25 protein-coding genes and 6 tRNA genes are annotated in these 26271 nt (G+C 58.3%); 20 read left to right on the plus strand and 11 right to left on the minus strand.

Annotation, left to right across the window (positions count from 1 at the left end; genetic code table 11):
* The first annotated feature begins 72 nt into the window (after positions 1 to 72).
* The 11 genes from csrA to deoD all read left to right on the plus strand — a co-directional run bounded on the left by csrA (position 73) and on the right by deoD (position 5849).
* Entirely contained in the window at positions 73 to 264 is a 192-nt protein-coding gene (gene csrA, locus ABD827_RS02550) for a carbon storage regulator CsrA (RefSeq protein WP_071472073.1), read from the plus strand.
* Positions 265 to 399: 135 nt separating this feature from the next.
* A tRNA-Ser gene (locus ABD827_RS02555) sits at positions 400 to 492 on the plus strand.
* Between the two features lie 5 nt (positions 493 to 497).
* A tRNA-Arg gene (locus ABD827_RS02560) sits at positions 498 to 574 on the plus strand.
* A 40-nt stretch (positions 575 to 614) separates the two neighbouring features.
* Positions 615 to 691 (plus strand) — tRNA-Arg (locus tag ABD827_RS02565).
* 26 nt (positions 692 to 717) lie between these two features.
* A tRNA-Arg gene (locus tag ABD827_RS02570) sits at positions 718 to 794 on the plus strand.
* A 57-nt stretch (positions 795 to 851) separates the two neighbouring features.
* Positions 852 to 944, plus strand: a tRNA-Ser gene (locus ABD827_RS02575).
* Positions 945 to 952: 8 nt separating this feature from the next.
* Positions 953 to 1029 (plus strand) — tRNA-Arg (locus ABD827_RS02580).
* Between the two features lie 316 nt (positions 1030 to 1345).
* Entirely contained in the window at positions 1346 to 1594 is a 249-nt protein-coding gene (locus tag ABD827_RS02585) for an OadG family transporter subunit (protein WP_344962073.1), read from the plus strand.
* Positions 1595 to 1671: 77 nt separating this feature from the next.
* Positions 1672 to 3474, plus strand: a complete 1803-nt coding sequence (gene oadA, locus ABD827_RS02590; RefSeq protein ID WP_344962075.1) for a sodium-extruding oxaloacetate decarboxylase subunit alpha — start codon at positions 1672 to 1674, stop codon at positions 3472 to 3474.
* A 9-nt stretch (positions 3475 to 3483) separates the two neighbouring features.
* Positions 3484 to 4614 carry a sodium ion-translocating decarboxylase subunit beta gene (locus ABD827_RS02595; protein WP_298716055.1) on the plus strand — a complete coding sequence of 377 codons (1131 nt, stop codon included), beginning with the start codon at positions 3484 to 3486 and terminating at the stop codon, positions 4612 to 4614.
* A 515-nt stretch (positions 4615 to 5129) separates the two neighbouring features.
* On the plus strand, positions 5130 to 5849 hold the full coding sequence (gene deoD / locus ABD827_RS02600; RefSeq protein WP_344962079.1) for a purine-nucleoside phosphorylase: 720 nt from the start codon (positions 5130 to 5132) through the stop codon (positions 5847 to 5849).
* Here the strand turns inward: deoD and ABD827_RS02605 are convergent.
* Positions 5829 to 6464: a hypothetical protein gene (locus ABD827_RS02605; RefSeq protein WP_344962081.1), complete on the minus strand. Its 636-nt coding sequence runs from the start codon at positions 6462 to 6464 to the stop codon at positions 5829 to 5831. The genes deoD and ABD827_RS02605 overlap by 21 nt on opposite strands.
* An 11-nt stretch (positions 6465 to 6475) precedes the next feature.
* Between ABD827_RS02605 and serB the strand changes: the two genes are divergently transcribed.
* Positions 6476 to 7459, plus strand: a complete 984-nt coding sequence (serB, locus tag ABD827_RS02610; RefSeq protein ID WP_425567959.1) for a phosphoserine phosphatase SerB — start codon at positions 6476 to 6478, stop codon at positions 7457 to 7459.
* On the opposite strand, the gene ABD827_RS02615 is transcribed toward serB, so the two are convergent.
* A complete protein-coding gene (locus tag ABD827_RS02615; protein WP_344962083.1) occupies positions 7410 to 9686 on the minus strand; it encodes a PilZ domain-containing protein in 2277 nt (758 codons plus the stop codon). The two genes, serB and ABD827_RS02615, sit on opposite strands and share 50 nt — an antisense overlap.
* A 337-nt stretch (positions 9687 to 10023) precedes the next feature.
* Here ABD827_RS02615 and radA point away from each other — a divergent pair, with 337 nt between their 5' ends.
* Positions 10024 to 11397 (plus strand): DNA repair protein RadA, encoded by a 1374-nt coding sequence (radA, locus tag ABD827_RS02620; protein WP_298716047.1) that lies wholly within the window; start codon positions 10024 to 10026, stop codon positions 11395 to 11397.
* A gap of 7 nt (positions 11398 to 11404) precedes the next feature.
* Here radA and ABD827_RS02625 read toward each other — a convergent pair whose 3' ends face one another.
* Positions 11405 to 11776, minus strand: coding sequence for a PilZ domain-containing protein (locus ABD827_RS02625; RefSeq protein WP_344962086.1), 372 nt, complete (start codon positions 11774 to 11776; stop codon positions 11405 to 11407).
* 12 nt (positions 11777 to 11788) lie between these two features.
* Positions 11789 to 12262: a sigma D regulator gene (rsd, locus tag ABD827_RS02630; RefSeq protein WP_344962088.1), complete on the minus strand. Its 474-nt coding sequence runs from the start codon at positions 12260 to 12262 to the stop codon at positions 11789 to 11791.
* A gap of 200 nt (positions 12263 to 12462) precedes the next feature.
* Between rsd and hemE the strand changes: the two genes are divergently transcribed.
* Positions 12463 to 13530: a uroporphyrinogen decarboxylase gene (hemE, locus tag ABD827_RS02635; protein WP_298716041.1), complete on the plus strand. Its 1068-nt coding sequence runs from the start codon at positions 12463 to 12465 to the stop codon at positions 13528 to 13530.
* Positions 13531 to 13692: 162 nt separating this feature from the next.
* Here hemE and mepM read toward each other — a convergent pair whose 3' ends face one another.
* Complete coding sequence (gene mepM / locus ABD827_RS02640) at positions 13693 to 15039, minus strand: murein DD-endopeptidase MepM (RefSeq protein WP_344962090.1); 1347 nt, start codon at positions 15037 to 15039, stop codon at positions 13693 to 13695.
* Positions 15040 to 15224: 185 nt separating this feature from the next.
* Complete coding sequence (locus ABD827_RS02645) at positions 15225 to 16265, minus strand: zinc ABC transporter substrate-binding protein (protein WP_344962092.1); 1041 nt, start codon at positions 16263 to 16265, stop codon at positions 15225 to 15227.
* 85 nt (positions 16266 to 16350) lie between these two features.
* Between ABD827_RS02645 and znuC the strand changes: the two genes are divergently transcribed.
* Positions 16351 to 17088, plus strand: a complete 738-nt coding sequence (gene znuC / locus ABD827_RS02650; RefSeq protein ID WP_298716034.1) for a zinc ABC transporter ATP-binding protein ZnuC — start codon at positions 16351 to 16353, stop codon at positions 17086 to 17088.
* Positions 17078 to 17866 carry a zinc ABC transporter permease subunit ZnuB gene (znuB, locus tag ABD827_RS02655; RefSeq protein WP_298716032.1) on the plus strand — a complete coding sequence of 263 codons (789 nt, stop codon included), beginning with the start codon at positions 17078 to 17080 and terminating at the stop codon, positions 17864 to 17866. Before znuC ends, znuB begins: the two co-directional genes overlap by 11 nt.
* Positions 17867 to 17964: 98 nt before the next feature.
* Here the strand turns inward: znuB and ABD827_RS02660 are convergent, their stop codons facing one another.
* Together ABD827_RS02660 and ABD827_RS02665 are read right to left on the minus strand one after the other, a co-directional pair.
* Entirely contained in the window at positions 17965 to 18549 is a 585-nt protein-coding gene (locus ABD827_RS02660) for a uracil-DNA glycosylase family protein (protein ID WP_344962096.1), read from the minus strand.
* Positions 18549 to 19493: a D-2-hydroxyacid dehydrogenase gene (locus ABD827_RS02665; protein ID WP_344962098.1), complete on the minus strand. Its 945-nt coding sequence runs from the start codon at positions 19491 to 19493 to the stop codon at positions 18549 to 18551. The genes ABD827_RS02660 and ABD827_RS02665 overlap by 1 nt, the downstream gene beginning before the upstream one ends.
* Positions 19494 to 19648: 155 nt before the next feature.
* Between ABD827_RS02665 and ABD827_RS02670 the strand changes: the two genes are divergently transcribed.
* A complete protein-coding gene (locus ABD827_RS02670; RefSeq protein WP_298716026.1) occupies positions 19649 to 20227 on the plus strand; it encodes a YjaG family protein in 579 nt (192 codons plus the stop codon).
* Positions 20228 to 20306: 79 nt separating this feature from the next.
* Here ABD827_RS02670 and ABD827_RS02675 read toward each other — a convergent pair whose 3' ends face one another.
* Complete coding sequence (locus ABD827_RS02675; protein WP_344962100.1) at positions 20307 to 20780, minus strand: MarR family winged helix-turn-helix transcriptional regulator; 474 nt, start codon at positions 20778 to 20780, stop codon at positions 20307 to 20309.
* Between the two features lie 156 nt (positions 20781 to 20936).
* Here ABD827_RS02675 and hutC point away from each other — a divergent pair, with 156 nt between their 5' ends.
* Positions 20937 to 21644 carry a histidine utilization transcriptional repressor HutC gene (hutC, locus tag ABD827_RS02680; RefSeq protein WP_298716022.1) on the plus strand — a complete coding sequence of 236 codons (708 nt, stop codon included), beginning with the start codon at positions 20937 to 20939 and terminating at the stop codon, positions 21642 to 21644.
* Between the two features lie 182 nt (positions 21645 to 21826).
* Here the strand turns inward: hutC and ABD827_RS02685 are convergent, their stop codons facing one another.
* The gene (locus tag ABD827_RS02685) at positions 21827 to 22363 is read right to left on the minus strand and encodes a YaeQ family protein (RefSeq protein ID WP_344962103.1); all 537 of its coding nucleotides are present in this window, start codon (positions 22361 to 22363) and stop codon (positions 21827 to 21829) included.
* 244 nt (positions 22364 to 22607) lie between these two features.
* Positions 22608 to 23918 carry a YjiH family protein gene (locus ABD827_RS02690; protein WP_344962105.1) on the minus strand — a complete coding sequence of 437 codons (1311 nt, stop codon included), beginning with the start codon at positions 23916 to 23918 and terminating at the stop codon, positions 22608 to 22610.
* Positions 23919 to 24119: 201 nt separating this feature from the next.
* Between ABD827_RS02690 and hutI the strand changes: the two genes are divergently transcribed.
* Both hutI and hutG read left to right on the plus strand, forming a co-directional pair.
* On the plus strand, positions 24120 to 25328 hold the full coding sequence (gene hutI, locus ABD827_RS02695) for an imidazolonepropionase (protein WP_344962107.1): 1209 nt from the start codon (positions 24120 to 24122) through the stop codon (positions 25326 to 25328).
* The gene (hutG, locus tag ABD827_RS02700) at positions 25325 to 26266 is read left to right on the plus strand and encodes a formimidoylglutamase (RefSeq protein WP_344962109.1); all 942 of its coding nucleotides are present in this window, start codon (positions 25325 to 25327) and stop codon (positions 26264 to 26266) included. Before hutI ends, hutG begins: the two co-directional genes overlap by 4 nt.
* Positions 26267 to 26271 lie beyond the last annotated feature (5 nt).

Consider the following 26271-nt stretch of genomic DNA (forward strand, 5'->3'; position numbering starts at 1 on the left):
GGTTTTTGCATACCTTTATCGGATAATAAGTAACATTTTTGACTATTACATAGCGTATACAGGAGCAGCCAGATGCTGATTTTGACTCGACGAGTAGGGGAAACCCTGATGATTGGTGACGAAGTCACCGTAACCGTGCTGGGTGTTAAGGGTAACCAGGTGCGTATCGGTGTTAATGCGCCGAAAGAAGTATCTGTGCACCGTGAAGAGATTTATATGCGGATACAGGCCGAGAAAGGTACCGCCGAAGACAGCCAGTACTAAGCGGATTCGGGGTGTTTCTTGTTCTTTCTGGCTGCTTTTAACTCATTGTGTTTAAAGACTGTTCGAACAAATAAATCAGGTTGGAAAAGTGTTTGACTTATTTTGGCCTGACGGTAATATACGCCCCGCAAACACGGTGAGGTGGCCGAGAGGCTGAAGGCGCTCCCCTGCTAAGGGAGTATGCGGCTTATACCCGCATCGAGGGTTCGAATCCCTCCTTCACCGCCATTTACGCATCCGTAGCTCAGCTGGATAGAGTACTCGGCTACGAACCGAGCGGTCGGAGGTTCGAATCCTCCCGGATGCGCCATATTTAGTAAGTAGTACCAGGTTGGAAAAGTTTCAGAAAAGCATCCGTAGCTCAGCTGGATAGAGTACTCGGCTACGAACCGAGCGGTCGGAGGTTCGAATCCTCCCGGATGCGCCATCTGAATCTTTTAATAGTTAAAAATTGCATCCGTAGCTCAGCTGGATAGAGTACTCGGCTACGAACCGAGCGGTCGGAGGTTCGAATCCTCCCGGATGCGCCATATTGAAAGGCCGGCAAATAGCCGGCCTTTGCACTTATATTGTTTGCCTGCAAACACGGTGAGGTGGCCGAGAGGCTGAAGGCGCTCCCCTGCTAAGGGAGTATGCGGCTTATACCCGCATCGAGGGTTCGAATCCCTCCTTCACCGCCATTTTAAAAGCATCCGTAGCTCAGCTGGATAGAGTACTCGGCTACGAACCGAGCGGTCGGAGGTTCGAATCCTCCCGGATGCGCCATATTGAAAAGCCGGCCCTGTGCCGGCTTTTTCATGCCTGTTGTTCTCGATTTTCGGCGTATCCCTCTCTTTTTGTTCTCAAGTTTACCCCTGTTGCTGCCCATTATTTCGTACAACTCTTTTTGTTTCTGTATGCAAACTACTTTTAATAAGTTAAATGAATTTTTATGTTCTTTTTATGGTTTTAAATCTTGTTTTTGTCGGCGTGATGAAGTTTTTTTGTAATCTTTACAACATTTTTGAATATGCAGCGTTGCCAAGGTCTCTGCAAGCTGGGTATGCTCATGGCCGGATCATGGACAGCAAGGAACATGCTGATGAATAACGTCTCTTCTCAATTATTTGAAGCCGCCGGACTGATGGGGTTGGGCATGGTGTTTGTATTTTCCTTTCTCTCACTCACCATTCTGGCCATCAAGGTATTATCGCTGGTTGCCGCCGAACCGGCACCCAGGCCGGTTTCCGCCAACGCCACCGCCATGCCTGCCGGCAATGGCCTGAGCCCACAAAAAATGGCCGCTATCGGCGTTGCCATCAATCACTATAAAAACAATAAAAAACACTGAGTCAGGCCGACATAACGTCTGCACTGACCAAAACGGAACTTAACGGAACTTAACGGAACTTAAACGGAGCTTGTCAAATGACCAAACCTCTTGCCATCACCGATGTGGTGTTGCGTGACGCTCACCAATCTCTGCTCGCTACCCGACTGCGGCTGGAAGATATGCTGCCCATCGCCGAAAAGCTCGATAACATCGGCTACTGGTCGCTGGAAACCTGGGGAGGCGCTACCTTCGATTCCTGTATTCGCTATCTGGGTGAAGATCCCTGGGAGCGTCTGCGTGCCCTGAAAAAAGCCATGCCCAAAACCCCGCAGCAAATGCTGTTGCGGGGTCAGAACCTGCTGGGCTACCGCCATTACGCAGACGATCTGGTGTACAAGTTTGTGGAGCGGGCGCGCACCAATGGCATGGACGTGTTCCGCATTTTCGATGCCATGAACGACGTGCGTAATCTGGAAACCGCCATCAAGGCCACGGTGGCGGTCGACGGCCACGCCCAGGGCACCATCTCCTATACCACGTCACCGGTGCACACCCTGGAAATGTGGGTGGACATGGCGAAAAAGCTCGAGGACATGGGCTGTCATTCCATCTGTATCAAGGACATGGCGGGGCTGCTCAAACCCTATGAAGCCGAGAAGCTTATTACGCGCATCAAGGCCGAGGTCAAGTTGCCGCTGGCACTGCATTGCCACGCGACCACCGGCCTGAGCCTGCCGACCCACATGAAAGCCATCGATGCCGGCATCGACATCCTGGACACCTCTATTTCCTCCATGAGCATGACCTATGGTCATTCGCCCACCGAGACCCTGGTAGCCATGGTGGAGGGGTCAGAACGCGATACCGGCCTGGATCTGCCCAGGCTGGAAGAGATTGCCGCCTATTTCCGCGAAGTGCGCAAGAAATACGGCAAATTTGAAGGCAGCCTCAAGGGTATCGATTCCCGCATCCTGCTGTCGCAGGTGCCGGGTGGCATGCTTACCAACATGGAAGGCCAGCTCAAGGAGCAGGGCGCGACCGACCGAATGGACGAAGTGCTGAAAGAGATCCCGCGAGTACGTGAAGATCTGGGCTTTATTCCGCTGGTCACTCCCACCTCGCAGATTGTCGGCACCCAGGCGGTGATCAACGTATTGACCGGCGAGCGTTACAAGAGCATCACCAAGGAAACCGCCGGCGTGTTGAAAGGCGAGTACGGTGCGGCCCCGGCCCCGGTGAACGCCGAGCTGCAACAGCGGGTGCTGAACGGCGCCGAGCCGATCACCTGTCGCCCGGCAGATCTGCTGACCGACGAACTGGCCAAGCTCACCGGCGAGTTTCAGGCCCTGGCGAAAGAAGAACAGCTGCGGGTCGCCACCGATGAGGTGGACGACGTGCTGACCTACGCCCTGTTCCCGCAAATCGGCCTCAAGTTTATTCGTCATCGTGACGATGCTTCCGCCTTCGAGCCGGCACCGGGCAGCGAACCCGAGCCTGTGGCCGCCCCGGTAGCGCCACAGGCGACCGGCAGCAGCGCGAGTGGCGCCGAAGTTTATGCGGTCAAGGTCGACGGCCAGGTATTCGAGGTGGAAGTGGGTCCGGCCGGTAGCATCAGCGCCGTACGTGAAGCCAACGCCGAGGCGCCGGCTGTTGCCCCCGTTGCCGCCGCGGCGCCAACGGGAGCGGCCGAGTCGGTCGTGGCCCCCCTGGCCGGTAACATCTTCAAAATCGTGGCCAAGGCGGGCAGTCAGGTTGCCGCCGGTGAGGTCTTGCTGATCCTGGAAGCGATGAAGATGGAAACCGAGGTGCGAGCGGCCCGGGCCGGCACCGTGCTCGATGTGCTGGTCAAGGAAGGGGACGCCGTTTCTGTGGGTGACCCTGTGGTCAGCCTGGCCTAAGGAGCTGAAATGGAATCGTTACTGACTCTGTGGCAGGAAACCGGCCTGGCCAACTTTCACTGGAAGCAACTGGTGATGATAGCGGTAGGCCTGGGCCTCATCTATCTCGCCATTGCCAGGGGCTTCGAGCCCCTGCTGCTGCTGCCCATCGGCTTTGGCGGTGTGCTGGCCAACATTCCCAATGCGGGCATGGCCGATCCGGGCGGGTTGCTGTATTACATCTATGAAGTGGGTATCGGCACCGGCGTCTTTCCGTTACTGATCTTCATGGGCGTCGGTGCCATGACCGACTTCGGCGCCCTGATTGCCAACCCCAAGACCCTGTTGCTGGGCGCGGCGGCGCAGTTTGGCATCTTTGCCACCCTGTTCGGTGCCATCGCCCTGAACGCGCTGCCCGGCTTTGATTTTACCCTGGCCGATGCGTCGGCCATCGCCATCATAGGGGGAGCGGATGGGCCGACCGCTATCTTCCTGGCCTCCAAACTGGCGCCGGATCTGCTGGGTGCCATCGCGGTGGCGGCCTACTCCTATATGGCGCTGGTGCCGATTATTCAGCCGCCCATCATGAGATTGCTGACCACGCCGCAAGAGCGGGCAATCAAGATGGAGCAGTTGCGGCATGTGAGCAAGCGGGAGAAGGTGCTGTTTCCGCTGATGGTGCTGACGTTGACCATACTGTTTTTGCCGGCGGCGGCGCCGCTGATAGGCATGTTCTGCCTGGGTAACCTGATGAAGGAGTCCGGGGTCGTGGACAGGCTGTCGAAGACGGCGCAGAACGAGCTGATCAACACGGTCACCATCTTTCTGGGTCTGGCGGTTGGCTCCAAGCTGTCGGCGGAAAAGTTCCTGACCATCGACACCCTGGGTATTCTGGCGTTGGGCGCTGTGGCCTTTTCCATCGGCACCGCCGGTGGTGTGCTGATGGCCAAGCTGATGTGCAAGCTGTCGGGCGGCAAGGTCAACCCGCTGATCGGTGCGGCCGGTGTCTCGGCAGTCCCCATGGCGGCCCGGGTGGTCAACAAGGTGGGGCTGGAGGCAAACAACCAGAACTTCCTGCTGATGCATGCCATGGGCCCCAACGTTGCCGGTGTGCTGGGTTCGGCCGTCGCCGCCGGTGTGCTGCTGGCACTGGTCGGCTAACCCGGTTTTTCCGAACGTTTTTACCGATGTAAACAAGGCGCCTGCGGGCGCCTTTTGTTTTGTTGAAGTTTGAAACAGAGCAAACGTCGGACAAAGGGCTGATGTGTAATATCAATCCCAGTAATGCTCTGGTCATATTGAGGCCTCAGACCCGAGGCAACACAGCCGCCTCCCTCGACACGCCATAAACCCATCCCTGGGGGCTCGGAAATGCCGTCCCTTGCATTTCACGGTCGTGGGAGCCGTTCTCTGTTGCCTCATCTGGAACTCCGAGTTGCCTGCAGACAGCGCTAACAGGCAACGCCGGTGTATCAAGGAGGACAAAGGGATCTGCTCGGCCGACCATCCGTGCCACGGATGGCACGGCTGAGCCTCCAGGGATGGATTCACGGCGAGTCGGTGGAGCTGGCCCTTTGACCGATTTGTAAGTAGAGGCGAAAGTGAAATAGTCCACTCATTTTATACGCTGGGTGTTATATGGTTATCCCAACAACAAATACAGGAGAGAACAGACGATGGCGACCCCCCATATCAATGCCGAACGAGGTGATTTTGCCGATACCGTGCTGATGCCGGGTGATCCGCTGCGGGCCAAGTATATTGCCGATACCTTTCTGTCCGATGTCAGACAGGTGAATCAGGTACGCAACATGCTCGGCTTTACCGGCAGCTACAAGGGGCGGACCATTTCGGTCATGGGCCACGGCATGGGCATTCCGTCGGTGTCCATCTATGCCAAGGAGCTGATTACCGAGTTTGGCGTCAATACCCTTATTCGGGTGGGGTCCTGCGGTGCCGTGCGCGACGATGTGGCGCTGAGGGATGTGGTGATCGGTCTGAGCGCCAGTACCGACTCCAGGGTAAACCGGGTTCGCTTCATGGATCATGACTTTGCCGCCACCGCCGACTTCGAGCTGGCAAATCGGGCGGTGGCGGCGGCCAGAGCCTGCAAGGTCGCGGTCAGGGTGGGCAGTCTGTTCTCGGCCGATCTCTTCTATTCGCCCCAGCCCGAGCTGTTCGAGCTGATGAAGCGCTACGGTATCCTGGGGGTCGAGATGGAAGCGGCGGGGCTGTATGGTGTGGCCGCCGAATACGGTGCCCGGGCCCTGGCCATTTGTACCGTGTCCGATCATATTCTGCGTCACGAAGCGCTGAGCGCCGATGAGCGCCAGAGCAGCTTCAATGACATGATGGAAGTCGCGCTGGAGTCGGTGTTACTCGGCGATTCCGCCTGAGGATGACGGTGCAGGGCTGGCGGCCACCGGTCGCCTTCCTTGTCGTCGGCGCTTGAGTCCCATGCCCGCCAGAATGCCCAGCAGCGCGCACAAGGGGAACAGCCAACTTAGATGATGCAGCAGCTGTTGCCAGATGCCGCTTTGCACCATGGTCAGGGGCGACGTCGCCAACTGCAGACGCAAGAAGCCGACCGGCCGGCTTTCCCGGTAGAGCTGACGGATGTAGGGGGCGTCGCCATTGTCGAGCGTGCCGGCTTCGGCCAGCAGCCGGCCGCCGCCATCGTATAACTGCGCCGCGACCACCAGTTGGGCGCTGACCAGTTCTTCCACCAGCTGATGTTGGCTCTCGTCATCTTCAGCCAGCAGAGCACGCTCCGCCTGCAGTTCGGCGTAATCGGCCAACGGCCCGGCCAGGGTGCGTTGGGGCAACTGTTGCCAGCGTTGACCGAGTTCGGTGACTTGCAGCCACTGCCAGCCGGTGAACGACACCAGCAGCATGAGCAGCAGCAACAGCAGTTTGTGTTTTACGGGGTGTTTTTTCCACATGGCGGCAATATTGTCTCTTGCCTGGCGAAAAAGCAATACGCTACCCTGAACGCTGGTCTTTGTGAGCATAGGAATAGCGAGTGGCACTGTTAATGGATGTTTTACCCGAAAATATTGCTGGCTGGAATGAAGTGCTGTCTGGCGGCGCTCACTTGTGGCAGCCAGGCCAACTGACACCGGGTCAACTGGCCAAGCCTGCCGGACATCTGATACTGCTGGCAGAGCAGCTGCATAAATCCGCGTTGTACTCGAGTCTGCAGGTACTGGATGAGGCGGGTGTGCAGGTGGAAGTGTCAGGGGTAAAACGCATTGCCGAGCGCGATCTGTTGAGCCTGCGTCTGTCTGCCTGGTCGCCGGCGCTGAAGGCTCGCTTGCAGGCGGTGGCCGACGGCTGGGATCTGGCGTGTGTGCCGGCTTTGCCAGAAGCCGACAAGCCGGGGCTGGTGCTGATGGACATGGACTCTACCGCCATTCAGATGGAATGTATCGATGAGATCGCGCTGCTGGCCGGCGTCGGTGAAGAAGTTGCCGCCGTTACCCGGGCGGCGATGGAAGGCGCCTTGCCGTTCTCGGAAAGCCTGCGTCGCCGCGTCAGGGCACTGGAAGGTGCCGACGCCGCCATTATCGAACAGGTAATCGCGCGTATGCCACTGATGCCGGGCCTGATTGTTCTGGTCGAAGGGCTGAAAGCCATGGGCTGGAAAGTGGCGCTGGCCTCCGGTGGTTTTACCCCCTTTACCGGTCATTTGCGCCAGACTCTGGGGCTGGATGCGGACTTTGCCAACACCCTGGAAATTCACAACGGCCGTTTTACCGGCGAGGTGCTGGGTGACATCGTCGATGCCGAAGCCAAGGCGCGTATTCTGGTCGAGCTGGCCGAGCGCTACCAGATCCCGCTCAGTCAGACCGTGGCCATTGGTGATGGCGCCAATGATCTGCTGATGCTGGCCGAGGCCGGGCTCGGCGTGGCCCTGCACGCCAAGCCGCTGGTGCAGGAAAAGGCGCCGGTGTGCCTTAACCTGTTGAGTCTGGAAGGGGTGCTGGCGCTGCTGCAGGCGCGGTAAGCGTCTGCCGCCACCGAACCATATCGGTGATGTCGAAAAGCTGGCTCATGGCGGCCAGCTCTGCCAGTTGCTGTTCCAGCAACTGGGCCTTGTGCAGCGAGGTCTGGGTCAGGCTGTTGCGTTCAGGCACCACATAATCCAGCTGACGCAATTGCAACCGATTAACGATCAGCAGACTGACCCTGAGCTCTTTGGCTTGCTCCGGGTTCAGTAAAAAGGCGCGCTGGCCGGCATCCGGTGCAAGCCGTTGCCATGTTTTTCCGCCGCCATCGGCGGCGGTGGCGGTCCAGATCTCGAGGCTCTGGTGACTTTTTCCCGTCGGGCGCAGCAGTTCGGTGATGATCGACTGCAACAGCTGACGGGACACCAGCCGGCTGAAATGGGCCTGCTGGTATTCATTCGACAAAAAGCTCATCAAGTCGCCTTGCGCCAAACAGGCGATGGCCCCCTGCACATAAAAGCCGCCGTCGTTGCGTCCCAGCATGAAGGTGGGCGCCGGGGGCTGTTGCAGGGTCTGACGATTGAGCCAGCTCAGCCAGGTCGGGGTATGGTTACTCTCCGGCCGAGCTCGTAGCTTGTCCTGGTTCTGTTCCAGTAGCGCCGAAAAGAACTGAAAGCCAGGGTGAGTCTCTCTTGGCCCTTCTATCCGCAGATGCAACACCCGGCCATTACCGCTTTGGTTGATGACCCGATAGGGCAGCTTCTTCAGCTTCCACTGACGACTACGGGTGCTGAGTTCGAGCAGGTTGACGTTAACCAGACAGGGAATATCGAGCCGTATCGGCTTTGCCAGCGAAATTTGCAGGCCGCAGTTGGATAAATCTTCGGTATGTCCGGCATGTACCTGCCCGGCAATGGTCAATTCGACCCCGCTTTGATATTTGAAGCGGGCTTCCTGGCGTTTGGAAGCCTGGCGCCCTACCGGTGTCACCGTGATGCTGCGTTGGCGTGCCTTGCGAATAAAGGAGGCCAGCTGCTGAATGTTACCCTCGGCGGGAGCCGGTGCTATCTGTACCGGTAACGGCGTCAGCCAGAGCTGCCATTGCAACTGCTGCAACTGGCGCATGCCCTGAAGATCCAGCGTTTCTATGGCCTGATCGGTAAAGTGAACCGAACGAAGGCTCAGGTAATAGCACTGCAGGGTGCCGGCTTTTAATCCTTCACTGATAAAGACGGAGTAGGCCTGATGTTGCTCGAGCTCATGCTGATCGGCCACAAAGTGAAAGCTCTGGCTTTGTCCCCGGTGCCGGAAAACATACAGCAGCAACGACCCTTGCGACTGCCTGCTCATCCGCAGTATTCGCTCGGGAGACAACAGTGTCGTCAGCAGATCGCCGGGGGTATCCTGCTGCCATAACGACAGCGTCTTGCCGCTCTGGCGGTTGGTCAGTGCGTTCTGTAGTTCGCCCTGCTTATCAAAAAACAGCGACAGACTAAGGCTGGTTTCGAGCAGAGCCTGGCCCCAGCACTGGGCCTGCACCGTGGTGTACAGGTCTTCCGCATCCAGGCCATAACGGGGGCGGCTTTGCTCGATAAACTGGGTCAGCGCCTGCTGCCGCTCCGGGTCTTCGTCCAGAGATTGCATCTTGAGTCGTCCGGGCTCGTCCTGACTCGGGCTCACACGATAAGGCTGTGGTGTGGCCAGACAGCTCAATCCCGGCTGCTTGGCCAGTTCGGGAAAAGACACCATCACTTGTTTCGGCAGCGCCTGTGGTGCGGATAACTGTACCAGCAATCCACCCACCGAAATATCCAGGCTGTTGCCCTGCAATGGCTCCTTGTCCAGATGCAGCCAGACCGGCGTCACGAACCGCAGACGATGTTCTTTGCGACGAACGCCCATTGCCGGCAGGTGCCAGGGGGGGGTATTAAACTGGGCGGGCAGCTTACGCAAGGTAGCAAGCTCGGCGATCAGGGCTTCGTACAGCCCACGGGTATAATCACCGTTAAAATCGTTGAGCAGGGCCCGAAAGCGTAGTTCCAGCGGCTCGGGCAGCCAGTGATCCAGGCCCTGATGGCGTACCAGCCGGCATTGTTCGGGAAACAGACTGCGCAAGTCCAGCACCCGCAGGCAGGAGCTGGTGAGGCGGCGCACTTCGGCCTGCAGCTTGAAGCGGGTCTCCGCATCGGCCCCCGGCAGCAGGTTATCCAGCAGACCATCGAGTTCATGGTGGTAGCTGAGCGGCACCAGTTTATTGAGCAGAGTCTTGTAAGGGCTGAGATCCATTCTGGCCTGGGGTTGAGTAGGCGAAAAACTTGCGCCAGTATAACAGCTCGTTAGGGTCTGTTGACCTTTCGAGATGATTTTTGCAGCAGCTTGTGGGGGCTTGATACAAGGCAGCGCTTATGCCGTGTAGTTACGCTACATAAATAAGCGATAACGCAGTAGCAAGCCCCCACAAGCGCTGCCCTACGGGTTCGGCTAAACGCGTTTTTCTCTTTGTTGAGAGGGCTTTGCTTAGAATGACTAGGCTACCCCCCTCTCGCCGCGATAAAAACGCGTTTAACTCGAACAAAATTTAACCGCGAAAGGTTAACAGACCCTAGTAAATGAGTGAGTATGCATGGCCAAGTCCAAGACGGCGTTTGTTTGCGGCGAATGTGGTGCCGAGTTTCCCCGCTGGCAGGGGCAGTGTTCCGAATGCAAGGAGTGGAATACCGTCACTGAAATTCGACTGGCGCCCGCGTCATCGTCCGCAGCCGGTCGTCACAGCCGTTTTTCCGGCTACGCCGGTGCCCAGGACAACAAGGTGCAGACCCTGGACGAGATCTCGCTGACCGAAATTCCCCGCCTCAACAGCGGTTTCAAGGAGCTGGATCGGGTGCTGGGCGGGGGCATGGTCTCCGGCTCGGCGATTTTGATTGGCGGTAACCCGGGGGCGGGCAAGAGCACCTTATTGTTGCAGGTAATGTGCGGCCTGGGTGGCCGGATGAAAACGCTGTATGTCACCGGCGAAGAATCACTGCAGCAGGTGGCGATGCGGGCTCAGCGCCTGGGCTTGCCCCGGGATCAACTGCGCATGCTGTCGGAAACCAGCGTCGAGCAGATTTGTCATGTGGCCCGGGAAGAGAAACCGGCGGTGATGGTGATCGACTCCATTCAGGTGATGCATGTGGCCGAGGTGCAGTCGGCGCCGGGTTCGGTAAGCCAGGTACGGGAGGCGGCAGCCCAGCTGACCCGCTTCGCCAAACAGCAGGGCGTGGTGATTCTGATGGTGGGGCACGTGACCAAAGACGGCGCCCTGGCCGGCCCCAAGGTGCTGGAGCACTGTATCGACTGCTCCATTCTGCTGGATGGAGCCAGCGACAGCCGTTTTCGTACCCTGCGCAGCCACAAGAATCGCTTCGGCGCGGTGAACGAGCTGGGAGTCTTTGCCATGACCGAAACCGGTATGAAAGAGGTGAGTAATCCCTCGGCCATTTTTCTGAACCGGGGGGAAGAGCAGACCACGGGATCCGTGGTGATGGTGATCTGGGAGGGCACCCGACCCTTGCTGGTGGAATTGCAGGCGCTGGTGGATTATTCCCAGCTGGCCAACCCGCGGCGAGTGACCCTGGGGCTGGAACACAACCGGCTGGCCATGCTGCTGGCGGTATTGCACCGGCACGGCGGCATGCAGATGGCGGATCAGGATGTGTTCGTCAACGTCGTCGGCGGTGTCAGGGTCGAGGATACCAGTGCCGATCTGGCGCTGCTGCTGGCGCTGGTGTCGAGTTTTCGCGACAAGGCACTGCCGCAGGAGCTGGTGGTGTTTGGCGAGGTGGGGCTGTCGGGAGAGATACGCCCGGTGCCGTCGGGGCAGGAACGACTGATGGAAGCGGCCAAACATGGCTTTACCCGCGCCATCGTGCCCTGGGCAAACCGGCCCAAGCAGGCTCCGGCCGGCATGGAAGTCATTGCCGTCAAGAAGCTGGACGAGGCACTGGAAGCGCTATAGACCGGCGCTAACGAGACGCTTCATCCAGCAGTTGCGCCAGCTGGCGTTGCAGCAGTGCTTCATCGGCCAGGTTCAGTTCAACCAGTCGGCGCAGATGTGCTGCGCTGTCGATGTCCAGTTGCCGGCATTCCAGCCCGATGCAGCCCTGATCAAGATGGCGCTGGCAGCCCTGCATGACAATCAGCTGACCATGGCCATCGAGCGATAGCTGCAGCTCAAATTCGTCGCCGTTCTGTCCGGGCCAGTCGTCGGCCACTTCGGCCAGCACGCCGTGCAGGGACAGATCGCGCACCCGGGTCCGGTATTGATGACCGTCGGCGCCGGTCAACCAGGCCTCGTGATTGAAGTCGATACGGGAAAACAGTCTGCGTTCAGCCATGATGGGCTCCTGTCAGGCCGGCTCACTGGTATCCAGATGATTCAGCAGCGAGATGGCCGACACCAGTCGGTCTTCCAGCTCGAACCGCTCTTCGAGCATTTCACCGAGCTGGCCGAGATCCTGATCCAGCTCCAGTTCCAGCAGGCTGTCTTCGTCAACCTGAGCGTATTTGTCATGAAAGTTCAGTGCCTCGCCGGCGCTGTGCTTGAGGCGTGGATAAATGCGTTCGGCCAGGGTGCGCGCGTTGCCTTTGGATGCCTCGTAGGCGGCCATGACATAATCATAGATCTCGAAATGGCCGGCGCAGACATAGTCGACCAGCTGACCACAGAAGTCGGACAGCTCTTCCGGGGTCGGCTGCGTTTTCTGTTGAGTGGACAAACGAATGTATTCGACCAGAAGATGTTGGCGAGCATTGATAAAGGCGTCCAGTGCCTGATGCTTGCCAGCCAGTTGTTCCTTGGTTTGTTCCATTTTCCTGAGCATGATTCCCTCCTTGGGCGACCTGAGCAGGTGGCTTACCCCATCATTAAGGAAAAGAATAGCTCGGGTCAATAGCATTGCTGATAAGTTGCGCGTTTGGGCATCATTCACGACATAACGCCGGTAGGGGTGATGCAGTTTTTCCGATTCCGCCATCTGATGTTACAATGCAGGCAATTTGCCACCTGATCTGGAACGACGGGATGAAACCACTCAAGAATGATAGTTACTTACGTGCCCTTTTACGCCAGCCGGTAGACTATACCCCGGTCTGGATGATGCGCCAGGCGGGCCGCTATCTGCCCGAGTACAAGGCGACCCGGGCCGAAGCCGGCGACTTTATGTCCCTGTGCAAGAATGCCGAGCTGGCCTGTGAAGTAACGCTGCAGCCGCTGCGCCGTTTTCCGCTCGATGCGGCTATCCTGTTTTCCGATATTCTGACCATTCCCGATGCCATGGGGCTGGGCCTTTACTTCGAAACCGGCGAGGGTCCCAAGTTCGAACGTCCGCTTACCTGCATGGCCGATGTAAAGAAAATTGCCATTCCCGATCCGGAAGACGAGCTGGGCTATGTGATGAATGCGGTACGCACCATTCGTCGCGAACTGCAGGGTGAAGTGCCGCTGATCGGCTTCTCCGGCAGCCCCTGGACCTTGGCTACCTACATGGTGGAAGGCGGCAGCTCCAAGGCCTTCACCAAGATCAAGAAGATGATGTATGCCGAGCCTCAGGCCCTGCATCTGCTGCTGGAAAAACTGGCCGACAGCGTCACCAGCTACCTCAACGCCCAGGTGGCGGCCGGTGCCCAGTCACTGATGATCTTCGACACCTGGGGTGGTGTGCTGACCCCGCGTGACTACAACGACTTCTCGCTGCAGTACATGGCCAGGATTGTCGATGGCCTGACCCGCGAAAACGAAGGTCGTCGAGTGCCGGTCACCCTGTTCACCAAAAACGGCGGCCAGTGGCTGGAAGCCATTGCTGCCACCGGCTGCGATGCGGTGGGTCTGGACTGGACCATCAATATCGCCGACGCCAAGCGCCGTGTGGGTGACAAGGTTGCCCTGCAGGGCAACATGGATCCGTCCATGCTGTATGCGCCTGTGCCACGTATCGAGCAGGAAGTGGCGACCATTCTGGAAGGCTTCGGTGAAGGTCCCGGCCATGTGTTCAACCTGGGTCACGGTATTCACCTGGATGTGGATCCGGAGCATGCCGGCGCCTTTATCGAATCGGTACACCGTTTGTCACGGCCCTATCACGCCAAATAACCGGTCGTGAATACGCCGTAATAAAAAAGCGCCTTAAGGCGCTTTTTTATTGGCGTTATTTACCAGGTAACATGAAACGTGAGGTGTCAGGTGTTCAATACCCATCAACAGGAATGGGGTGCCTCCTCACGCTTTACGCCTCACTCCTCACGGTAAATTATATTAACCATCCAGCTCCTGCCGGTATTTTTCCACGGTGGCGAGGAAGGTGCGTTTCTCGGTGCCGCCCAGACCATTGGCCATCGGCAACTTGACCTGCATGGCGTCTACCGCCCGGTTGTTGACCAGGAACTCGTAGTGAAGGTGCGGGCCGGTAGAACGGCCGGTGTTGCCGGACAGCGCAATACGCTGGCCACGACGTACCGTGTCACCCTGTTTGACCAGAAACTTGCTGAGGTGCAGGAAGCGGGTGGTGTACTGACGACCATGACGTATTACCAGGTAGTTGCCGGCCAGACGATGGCGTACGGCCCTGACCACTACACCGTCACCCGGAGCCAGCACCGGTGTGCCGACAGGAACGGCAAAGTCGGTGCCCTTGTGTGGCCGAATCCGGCCGGTAATGGGGTGTTTACGGTTCAGGTTGAAGCTGGAACTGAGACGGGCACGACGCTCCAGCGGGATGCGAATAAAGCCCCGCTCCAGGCTTTCACCGCGGCCGTCGTAAAACTTGCCGTCTTCATGGCGGAAGGCGAAATAGCTGCGGCCCTTGTTGGTGATTTCCACCGCCTGCAGTTCGGATTTGCCGGTGCTCTGGCCTTCAACGAATTCCCGTTGCACCAGCACCTTGAAGCGGTCACCCTGACGAAGGTCCCGGGCAAAATTGAGCTGCCATTGAAACAGGTTGGCGACGCGCTGTATCTGGCCGGCGGAAAGGCCGGCATCCCGGGCGCTGATATAGAAACTGCCGTTGATCACCCCGTTCAGGGAGCGGCTTTCCCAGTTGCTTTCTTCGGTTCTGAGGCGACTTTGATAGCCGTCTCCCTCACGGGTAAAGATGCGGGTGTGCAGCAAATCCCGTTTGATCTTGAATTCCTGCAGCAGGTTGTCCTGATCGATCAGCAATGACAGGGTTTGACCCGGTTTGAGACCATCCAGTGCCTTGCCTCTGTCGGCTTCCAGCAACTTGTACATGGTGGCAAGCGGCAGTCCCAGGCCATTGAAAATGGTACTCAGGGTATCGCCGTTCTGTACCTGATATTCCTGCCATTCGGGTTCGCTGGCGGCAATTTCATCGAGGGCATCGACGGGTTCCATGTCGTCGAGCGCATCGTCGTGCAGGGTGTAGAATTCGGTGTTGTCGACCTGCTCTTTGGCGACCTTGGGCAGGTTCATGCTGGCTGGAATGCTGATTTTGACCGGCTGTTTGACAAGGTCGCCGGGCGAGGGCAGCATCACTGCTGTGGTCAGCGTCAGCCCGCCAAGAAGGATGATGCCATACAGGTGTCGCCTGGGTAACTGCGCCGGCATAGCTTGAATTTTTGACTGTATCGGGCGGAGAGGATTCATCCGGATTACCTATGCCTGTTGATGACGGAATAATGAATGCAAAAACCGCTTTATCTATCCAGATATAGAACCAAAGATAATAAAGCGGTTAATATTTATTAGAAAATAGCTCACGCACTGGAATTCATTTGGAGACATGTGCCGATAATAAAGTTCCGTATTGTACCGGATTTTATTTCAAGTTTTTAGGTTTCGTTAAGTAAGCAAACGGCCATGCTGTTCGCTAACTGAAACATAAAAGTAAAATAACTTTGGGCTCCAATTTTAATGTCGGCACCTAAGGGATCCAGTATGCCGATACGAGCCTCGGTACCACGCACCACGGCTTCGACTACGGCGGGCCTGAACTGGGGCTCGGCAAACACGCATTGTGCCTGTGATTGTTGCAGTGACTTATGAATGCGTGACACGGTTCTGGCGCCGGGAGCGCGTTCCGGATTGACGGTAAAGTATCCGAGTGACGCTAACTGGTAATGATCCTCCCAGTAGCCGTAGGCATCGTGGAACACGAAGTAACCGATGCCGGCGGTGGCAGCCAGACGTTCGGCTACCTGTCGATCGGTTTCATCCAAGCCTGCTCGAAACGCGGCCAGATTGCGTTGATACAGATCATGATTACTCGGATCCAACTGAATCAGTCTCTCGGCCAGCAGGCTGGCAATTTTTTCCGCATGATGAGGATCCAGCCAGATATGGGTATCCAGCTCTCCATGCCGGTGGCCGTGGCCATCATCGTCGTTGTCGCCGGCGATGTTATCGGCATCATGTTTGTCGTGATGGCGATGTGAGTGATCATCATGGTCTGCATGGTCTGCATGGTCTGCATGGTCTGCATGGTCTGCATGGTCTGCATGGTCTGCATGGTCTGCATGGCCGGCATGATCGTGGTGTTCCTGGCCGGGAGCGGGGTGATGATCGTCGGTATTAATCTGTGCCAGCAAGGCCAGGCTGTTGGCCTGGTTTTCGAGCAAGGGGGTCAAAAAGCCTTCCAGCTCCGGACCGACCCAGACCACCAGATCCGCCTGCTTGATCCGGCGTACGTCTGACGGGCGCAGGGCGTAGTCGTGGGGGGACGTACCCGGAGCAAGCAATAATTCGGGAGCCTTGCCGCCGTCGGTAATGGCGCTGGCAATCAGTTGCAGGGGCTTGATGGTGGTGAGTACTTCCAGCGCGCGGGCCTGGCCGCTCAGCAGCAGGGACAGCGTCAGTAAAAACAGGGCTCTCATGATGGGGTCGTCCGGATTGATGATAGAGTTCGGCAAGCAAGCAATGTTATAATATTACAAATTGAGATGTAAAGGCGTAAAGCAAATGACCAAGCTGGTTGAACTGACCGACGTCGGGCTGGAAATTGATGGTACCGTTATTCTCGAGCGGATCTCTCTCACCCTGAATCGCGGTGAAATTCTGACCATCGTCGGGCCGAACGGTGCCGGCAAAAGCTCGTTGATGAAGCTGGTGCTGCGTCTGAACGAGGGCAACACCGGCAAGCTGTGGCGCAAGCCGGGGCTGCGCATCGGCTATGTGCCGCAAAAATTGCATCTGGATCCGGTGCTGCCGCTGACCGTCGCCCGTTTCATGAGCCTGTCGCATGGTCGGCGGCTGACGGTGGCTCAGGCATTGTCCAGAGTCGGGGCCGAACGGCTGGCAGAGCGGGCCATGCAGGCCTTGTCGGGCGGTGAAATGCAGCGTATTTTGCTGGCACGGGCTCTGATGATGGAGCCCGAACTGCTGATCCTGGACGAACCGGCCCAGGGGGTGGATGTGCACGGCCAGACCGAGCTTTACACCCTGATCAAGCAGCTCAGTGACGAGCTGAAGTGCGGCGTACTGATGGTGTCGCATGACTTGCATCTGGTGATGGCCAGTACCCACAGGGTGATTTGTCTGAATCAGCATATCTGTTGTCATGGCGAGCCGGAACATGTGGCGCGTCACCCCGAATTTGCCCGTCTGTTCGGCCGGCCCGAACTGGCCCAGCTGGCGGTGTACACCCACCACCATGATTGTGATGATGACCACCACGGAGATGTACGCCATGTGGGATAGTTTTCTGCTTTATGCCCTGCTGGCGGGTCTGGGCATCGCCCTGCTGGCGGGCCCGCTCGGCAGCTTCGTCGTCTGGCGGCGCATGGCCTATTTTGGCGATACCCTGGCCCATTCTTCCCTGTTGGGGGTGGCGCTGGGCCTGCTGCTGCAAATCGATCTGACACTGGCGGTGCTGGTGGCCTGTTTATGCCTCGGTATTCTGCTGGCGGCGTTGCAACGAGCCAGCTGGCTGGCCACCGACACCCTGCTCGGCATTCTGGCCCATACCTCCCTGTCGCTGGGCCTGGTGGCGCTGGCCTTTATGGAGAATGTGCGTGTCGATCTGATGGCCTACCTGTTCGGCGATCTGCTGGCGATCCAGCTGGTAGATCTGTACTGGATTTTCGGTGGTGGCGTGGTCTTGCTGCTGATCCTGCGCCACTACTGGAGTCAGTTGCTGTCCATTACCGTCAGTGAAGAGCTGGCGCGGGTGGAGGGAATTCGGGTCGAGCCGCTGAAACTCCTGCTGTTGATGATGATCAGCGTGCTGATCGCGGTGGCGATGAAATTTGTCGGGGCGCTGATCATCACCTCGCTGCTGATCATTCCCGCCGCCACCGCCCGTCGCTTCAGCCGCACGCCGGAACAAATGGCGCTGTATGCCAGCGGTCTGGGCATGCTGGCGGTGGTTGGCGGTCTGCAGCTGTCGATCAGCCATGATACCCCCGCCGGTCCTTCGGTGGTGGTGGTGGCCGCCGGTTTGTTCCTGCTGTCGCAACTGGTGCCGAAGCGGGGCTAACAAAATAGCTGTCAGCGATAAGCTTTAAGCTGTCAGAAAAACACGGAGCCAAGCTAAAGAAGGTGTATATCTTTAGCTGATCGCTTACAGCTGACGGCTTACCGCTCTAATACTTGATGTACGCGCGCCCGCAATGCCGGCAGTTCTTCCTGCTCGAACCAGGGGTTCTGGCTCAACCAGCGGCGATTGCGTGGTGATGGGTGGGGCAGGGGCAGTCGGTCGGGAGCAAAGTCCCGCCAGTGACGAACGGTTTCGGTCAGGGTTTTATACTGATTACCCAGGTAATAACGCTGGGCATACTGGCCTATCAGCAGGGTGAGCCGAATGTGGGGCAGGGCGGCCAGCAGTGGTTCATGCCAGGTGGGGGCGCATTCGGGGCGAGGCGGCAGATCACCGCTCTTGCCCCGCCCCGGGTAACAGAAGCCCATCGGCATGATGGCAATGACATCAGGATCGTAAAACTGCTCCCGGCTCAGCTGCAGCCAGTGGCGCAGGGTGTCGCCGCTGGGGTCATTCCAGGGAATGCCGGTTTCGTGTACGCGGGTGCCCGGCGCCTGACCGATGATCATGATGCGGGCTTGAGGGGCCATTTGTACCACAGGCCTTGGCCCCAATGGCAAGTGGGCCTCACATAACCGGCAGGCCCTGACCTGTGGCAGCAGTTGGTCCAACTCGGTATCCATCAGTATCCCAGATTGAAATTCACCAGCCCTTCCATCGGCTTGCCTTCTATATATTTCAGGTAGTTGCGACTGAAGCGGGTGACAATTTGATCCGGAAAGCTGTAGCCGGCGTTGTGAGGGGTGATGACCACGTTGGGCATGTCCCACAAGGGGCTTTCGGCTGGCAGCGGCTCGGTAGCAAATACGTCCAGCACAGCGGCGCCGAGATTGCCGTGGCGCAGGGCCTCGATCAGCGCACTTTCATCTACCACATCGCCCCGGCCCACGTTGAAGAAGATGGCGCCGGGCTTGAAAAAGCCCATGCGGTCGCCGCTGAACAAGCCCCGAGTCTGAGGGGTTGAGGGCAGTACGCTTACCACCACATCGGCTCTGGGCAGCACCTTGTTCAACGCCGGCAACTGATAGACATGCTCGAAGCCGGGGGCTTCCCGTCCGGAGCGGCTGATACCCAGCACGGTCAGTCCGAAGTTGGCGGCGGTCTGGGCCACATGCTGGCCTATGCTGCCGGTGCCGATGATCAGCATGGTCTTGCCAATGAGGCTCTGGTAAGGAATCGGTTGCCAGTTGTGCAGCCGCTGCTGTTCCCGGTAGTGACGCAAATGGCGGTTCAGTGACAGCAGATGAGCAAACACATACTCGCTGATCAGCGGGCCGAAGATGCCCCTGATATTGGTGAGCTGATAATTCTGGCGACAGTCGGGGCCGAGCAGTAAATCGACCCCGGCATAAGTGGACTGTGCCCACTTGAGGGCGCGCGCTTCTTTCAATCGGGCGCGAAGTCGGGCCGGCTCGCCCAGCAGTATGTCGGCCCTGGTCAGAGCCGCCTGAATATCCGCTTCCTGCTCGGGCGCCAGAATGGTCAGTCCGGGCAGGTAGGCCTGCTGCAACAGCGCCTGATATTCGGCGTTGTCCTGACTGAGCAATAACAGGGTATGATTGGCCATACCTTCTCTCCTCAACATGCTTTTTGTATCAGCGTTTTATGAGACAATGGCATAAGCATAAACTTATACCAGTGTTTCCCGCATAAAATGTGAGCCTCGGCCGCAAACGGTCATATCGGCAACAAGGCGGCAGCCCCAACCACAAGGAAATATCCGTGTTCGGTGATAAATTTTATAAAAAAATCAACAAGCTGGCTCCATGGCAGCAGACAGTGTTTGCACTGGCGCTGGCCGAGCGGATGTATCCCAATTACCGGTTGTTCAGCGATACCTCCGGATTCGGTAACGGAGAGCGTCTGCGCTCTACACTGGATACCCTCTGGACCTATCTGACGGTCAAGGGATCCAAGGTAGATCTGACCGCCGAGCTTGAAGCATTTGAAGGTTTTATTCCCGATCCTTCCCGCTTTGAAAGTTACGGCGCCTATCCGGCACTGGATGCCTGTGTTGCATTGGGGGCGGCCTATAACTCGGTGATTTGTCGCATCGGTGAAGAAGCCATCGAAGCCAGCGGTGCCTCGCTCGGTACCGTGGCCGGTTTTGCCGAATTGCTGGCAGAGCGGGATCTGAGTGAAGAAGAGTTGTACGAAGACGAGCTGATGATGGCGGAGATGGAATTTCAGGTAGAGCTGCTGGAGCGAGTGAGTCAGCCGAGAGAGGCCGAGACCATTCTGGCCATTCGGGACTTTGCCGCCCAGGGCGGGGTGTCCAATATCGGTATCGGGTTGGAATAATGCGGGCAATGATAAGAGCGTGAAGGGTAAGGGGAGGTGATTTACTCCTCACTCCTCACCCTTTCCCCCTCACATCATCTTATTCGTGCAGCAGGCTGCCCACCTGCAGCAGCGGGGCCACGTCCAGAGCGTCGGCGTTCATCATCGACGAAATTCGCTGTACCGAAGACAGCAGCAGGTTCTGCTCCCAGGTTTCGAGTGACTGAAAACGCTGGATAAAGCTTTCCTGCAACGGTCGTGGTGCCGTCTTGATTTTGGCTTTGCCATCGTCGGTCAGCACGGCATACACCTTGCGTTTGTCGGTCTGACTGCGCTCACGCCGCACCAGCTGTTTTTGTTCCAGCCGGTCGATAATGGTGGTGGCGGTGGCCTGGCTCATGTGCGTGGCCTGGGCCAGATTGCGCATGGTAATGTCGCCATGCTCGCTGATGGCCTGCAGCAACAGCAGCTGAGGGCCGGTCAGGCCGGAGGCCTTGCTGAGCTGACGGGAGTGAAGGTCGATTGCACGGATGATCTGGCGCAGTGCCACCAGCACTTCTTCATGTTTGTCCAAGGTATTCCTGCCGATGGCGAACTGAATTTGCGCGCACCATAGCGTAAATTGATGGTTGTTTAAAGCCTTGGCGGGATCCGGTTCATGGTTTAACCGGGAGTGGTATGTGACAGCCCGGCAATTGTATGTACAATTGAAATTGTTACAGGAGGCCACGTGACCCAATCCATACCCCTTTATCAGCAGATCAAACAGCATATTCTGGTTCGAATCGAGTCTGGCGAGTATCCCTTGCATCAGCAGATACCGCCCGAGCAGGAGCTGGCCGGGCAATTCAAGGTCAGCCGAATGACGGCGCACAAGGCCATTCGGGATCTGGTGCAGGAAGGCTATCTGATGCGGCGGGCCGGGCTGGGCACCTTCGTCACCGAACCCAAGGCCGAATCACCGCTGGCGGATATCAGCAATATAGCCGACGAGGTGCAAAGCCGCGGTCACGAATACAGTAACAGCGTTATCGTGCTGGAAGCGATGCGGGCCAACGAAGAAGTCGCGCTGCACATGGGCGTGCGGCTCCACGCCCGGGTGTTTCATTCGGTGATAGTGCATCAGGAGAATGGTGTTCCCATTCAGGTGGAAGAGCGCTTCGTCAACCCGGCGTTGGCGCCCGGCTATCTGCAGTGTGATTTTAGCCAACAAACGCCCAACGCCTATCTGGTGGCGCATTGCCCGCTGTCGGATCTGGAACATATAGTAGAGGCCCGCATGGCGCCTGCCGAGATCTGCGACTGGCTACAGATATCGCCGGACTCCCCCTGCCTGCTGGTGACCCGGCGCACCTGGTCGTTGCATCAGCTGGTCAGTTTTGCCCGACTGTGGCATCCGGGCGACAAATACAAGCTGCGCTCAACGCTGAAACTGTAAGTGATGGGATCGGGGACTAGGGATTAGGGATTCACTGACCCTAATCTGTAGGCCCGAATTTATTCGGGCAAACCATGCAACATGAAGCCCCCTTGCCCGGTTAAAACCCGCCCTACAAGCTCCGCCCTAATCCCTAATCCCTAATCCCTAATCCCTATTCCCTATTCCCCAGTCCCTAAAATTTACCGCCACTGTTCGAGTATCAAGTCCAGGCTGTGTTCGCCATCGGTGAGCTGAATTTCACTTTCCTGCAGGGTGGCAAACAAATCGATACTACGTTGGCAGAGCTCGGCCAGTTGTGCCGGTTGCGGGTCGGCCAGGTGATAAATCTGCAGCCGGGGCAACTGGCCCAGCTCGGTTTGATGCTTGTTCCACCATTCCTGGGCGCTGCGCCCGCCATAGCTGTACACCACCACCTGCTCGGCCCGGGACAGCGCCTGTTTGATGCGCTTGACGCTGGGCTCACCCAACTCGACCCACAACAGAGTGCGGCCATCCGGCGATTTCTGCCATAGCTCGGGCTCGTCGTCGGTGCTCAAGCCCTTGGTAAAGCTCAGATCTTCATCTGCGTGGCGCATAAAAGCCAGCAGACGCACCATCAGCCGGGTGTCGGTTTCGGACGGATGCTGGGCCACGGTCAGGCTGTGTTCCTGGTAATAGTGTCGGTGCAAGTCGCTGATATTCATGCGGACTTTATGCAGGGTGGCGGTCAGGGCCATGAGGTCGTCTCGTGTAAAAGGCAACATCTTAACGGTAAGCCGCAGCTGGAGCCAGCCCGGAGCGTGGAGGTGGCCGGTGAGAGGAAGTTTAATAGTAACCCCGAGAGTTTAAACACCAACCGAGTACCGCACGCAGACACGCCGTAAACCCCTCCCTGGGGGCTCCACCGCGCCTTCCCTGGCGCAGAGGGTCTGCTTAGGGGTACTCGGTCGCTGCCTTCAAGTTCTAAGCTGTTGGTAGGGGTCAGGGGGCGATCAGCATGGCCACGGGAATGGCCAGCAGCAGGCTTAAAAAGGCGCGGATAAACCAAACCAGCACCAGGGTACCCACTTTCAGCGGCAGTCGGGTGGCCAGAATGCAGGGGATGGACGCCGAGAAGAACAGAATCGACGACACACACACCACACCGGCGGCGAAGCGGGCGACAAAGTCGGCTTCGGCCATCAACAGCGCCGGCAGAAACATTTCCGCCAGCCCCGAGGCGGTGGCCTTGGACAGCAGCATGCCGTCTTCCACTCCCCACAGCCAGGTCACCGGATAGAACAGATAGCCCAGCCAGTCGAACATCGGCGTGTACTTGGCCACCAGCAGGCCAATCAGCCCCACCGACATGATGGACGGCAATATGCTGATGGTCATCACCAGGCCGTCCTTGAAGTTGTCGACGACGTTCCTGCCGAGACTCGGCGCCTGCTCGGCAATCTCCAGACCATTCTGCCAGGCAATACCCAGACGGTTGCCGTTCTCGCAGGCCGGCTCCCGGTGCTCGGCCCGGTTATCCAGCCGTGACAGTGGCGGTAGTCGTACCGTGATGGCGGTGACCACAAAGGTGATCAGCAGGGTCAGCCAGAAGTACTGGTTCCAGATCTCCATCAGCCCCAGCGTTTTGGCCACGATAATCATGAAGGTGGCGGACACGGTGGAAAAACCGGTGGCGATAATGGCCGCTTCCCGGGCCGAGTAATGGCCGGACACATAGACCCGGTTGGTGATCAGCAGGCCGATGGAGTAGCTGCCGACGAAGGAGGCGACCGCATCGATGGCGGAGCGGCCCGGCGTGCGCCAGATGGGCTGCATCAGCTTTTGCACCAGAATACCGATGGCTTCCAGCAGGCCATAGCCCACCAGAAAGGCCAGAAACACCGAGCCGATGGGCACGATCAGCCCCACCGAAATCACCAGTTTGTTGAACAGAAACGGCAGCATGTCCGGCGTCTGCAGGGCGGCGGGCCCGGCACCGGTGAGCGCCAGCGCGCCGGCGATAACACCCAGCCACTTCAGCAGCAGAAAAACGCGGTCGGTCAGACTGTGCTTCCAGCACCCGGTAATCAGCGGGTAAACCGCCCCCGCCAGTATCATCGCCATGGCATACCAGCCGGCGCCGGTTTCACCCAGGGCGGCACGCAGCCAGCCGACCATATGATCCAGCGGAATACTGGTCTTGCCCTGCAGGCTGATGGGAATGAAGAAGATAAAAATGCCGACGGTACTCAACCCGAGCAGCCGGCCGATGGCTTTGCCGGGGACGTTAGATTGCTCCGTAACCCGATTCATGAGAACTCCTTGTCACTAGCGATGAGTAACCGATGTGGATAATGAATGTACAATGTATATACAAAGACAATAAAAGTTAATGGCTCCTATGCTTATAGTGTGGGTTGAGTCAAATTTTTTGCTCAATTCACTTTCTGGGGGTTGCCAGATAAAAAAAATAGGATTAAATGTATATACAAATTGCTTATCAAGGACATTCCCATGATTCAGTCATCATCACGCCTCTGGTTGAATGCCATTCTGTTTGATGGCCTGAATACGGCCGCCGAGCCGATGGCGGTGGCCGTACAGCAAGGCCGGATTGCCTGGCTCAAGCCGATGAGCGAACTGAATACCGATGATCAATCCGGTTTCGAGTGCATCGATGCCCAGGGTGCCCTGATGACCCCCGGACTGATTGACTGCCATACCCACCTGGTGTTCGGCGGCAACCGCGCCGGCGAATTTGAAGCCCGGCTGGAAGGTAAAAGCTACGAAGAAATCGCCCGTGCCGGCGGCGGTATCATCAGCACGGTGCGGGCCACCCGTGCCGCCACCGAAGACGAGCTGTTCGAGAGCGCCAAACCCCGCCTGCAGGCCCTGATGGCCGACGGCGCCACCACGGTCGAAATCAAGTCCGGTTACGGACTGGATCTGGACAACGAATTGAAGATGCTGCGGGTGGCGCGCCGCCTTGGCCGCGAGCTGCCGGTTCGGGTAGTCACCACATTGCTCGGCGCCCACGCCCTGCCACCGGAATACAAAGACGATGCCGACGGCTACATCGAGCTGGTGTGCAACCAAATGATTCCGGCTGCCGCCGCCGAAGGGCTTGCCGACGCTGTGGATGTGTTCTGCGAAAACATCGCCTTCTCGGTCGCGCAGTGCGAGCGGGTCTATACCGCCGCCAAAGCCCATGGGCTGGCTATCAAGGGGCACACCGAGCAGTTGTCCAACCTCGGCGGCAGCGCCGCCGCCGCCCGGGCCGGCGCCTTGTCGGTCGATCATATCGAATATCTGGACGAAGACGGGGTCAAGGCGCTGGCCGAGGCCGGTACCGTCGCCACCCTGTTGCCCGGCGCCTTCTTCATCTTGCGCGAAACCAGGGTGCCGCCCATCGAGCTGCTGCGTCGTTACCGGGTGCCGATGGCGCTGGCCACCGACGCCAACCCGGGCACCTCACCCATCTTCAGCCTGAAACTGATGCTGAATATGGCCTGCACTCTGTTTCGCCTGACTCCCATCGAGGCCCTGCGCGGTGTCACCGCCCACGGTGCCCGGGCGCTGGGCTTGCAGGCAGAGGTGGGTCGCATCGCGCCCGGTCTGCAGGCGGACTTCTGCCTGTGGGACACCACTAACCCGGCGGAGCTGGCCTACAGCGTGGGTCTGCCCCGTCTCGTTCAACGCATTGTGTCTGGAGAGCTTGCATGAATATCGACATGAGCACCTGGACCGGTCGCACCGATCCCGAGGCCAACACCGCCCGCTGGCACCAGCAGGTGCAGCCGTTCGGCACCGCGGCCGAGCCGGGTACCACCCTGATTGGTTTTTGCAGCGACGAAGGCGTGCGCCGCAACAAGGGACGCACCGGAGCCGCCAAGGGCCCAGCCGCCATGCGCAAGACGCTGGCGAGCCTGGCCTGGCACCAGTCGGCCCCGGTTTATGACGCCGGCGATGTGGTCTGTGCAGGCGAAGATCTGGAAGCGGCGCACCGTGCCCTGGCCGACCGGGTCGCCGAGTGCCTGGCGCACCGGCAACTGCCCATCGTCATGGGGGGCGGCCACGAGGTGGCCTTCGGCTCCTGGAGTGGTCTGGCGCAACACTTTACGGCACAAGAAGCGACGCAGGAGCAGCCTCCGCGCATCGGCATCATCAATTTTGATGCCCATTTCGACCTGCGCGACCCAGGCTTTGTGGTGTCTTCCGGCACCCCCTTTGCCCAGATAGCCCAGGCCTGTGAGCAGAAGGGTTGGCCCTTCCAGTATGCCTGTCTGGGCGTGAGCCGGGCCTCCAATACCCGGGCCCTGTTCGACAAGGCCGAACAGCTGCAGGTACTGACATGGGAAGACAGAACCATGACCCAGAGCCGGCTGGTCGAGATGCAGCGCGAGCTGAACAGTTTTATCGGTCGCTGCGACCACCTGTACCTGACCATAGATATCGATGTGTTTCCCGCCGCCCAGGCTCCCGGTGTCAGCGCACCGGCCGCCCGAGGGGTAGCACTGGATGTAATTGAACCATTGATTGAACAGATTACCGCCAGTGGCAAGTTGCGACTTGCCGATCTGGCCGAGCTTAATCCCGAGTACGACGTCGATGGCCACACGGCCCGGCTGGCGGCTCGGTTAATTCATACTTTGACACTGTAAAAGGG

The organism is Oceanisphaera sediminis, assembly GCF_039539745.1.
GTDB lineage: Bacteria > Pseudomonadota > Gammaproteobacteria > Enterobacterales > Aeromonadaceae > Oceanimonas > Oceanimonas sediminis.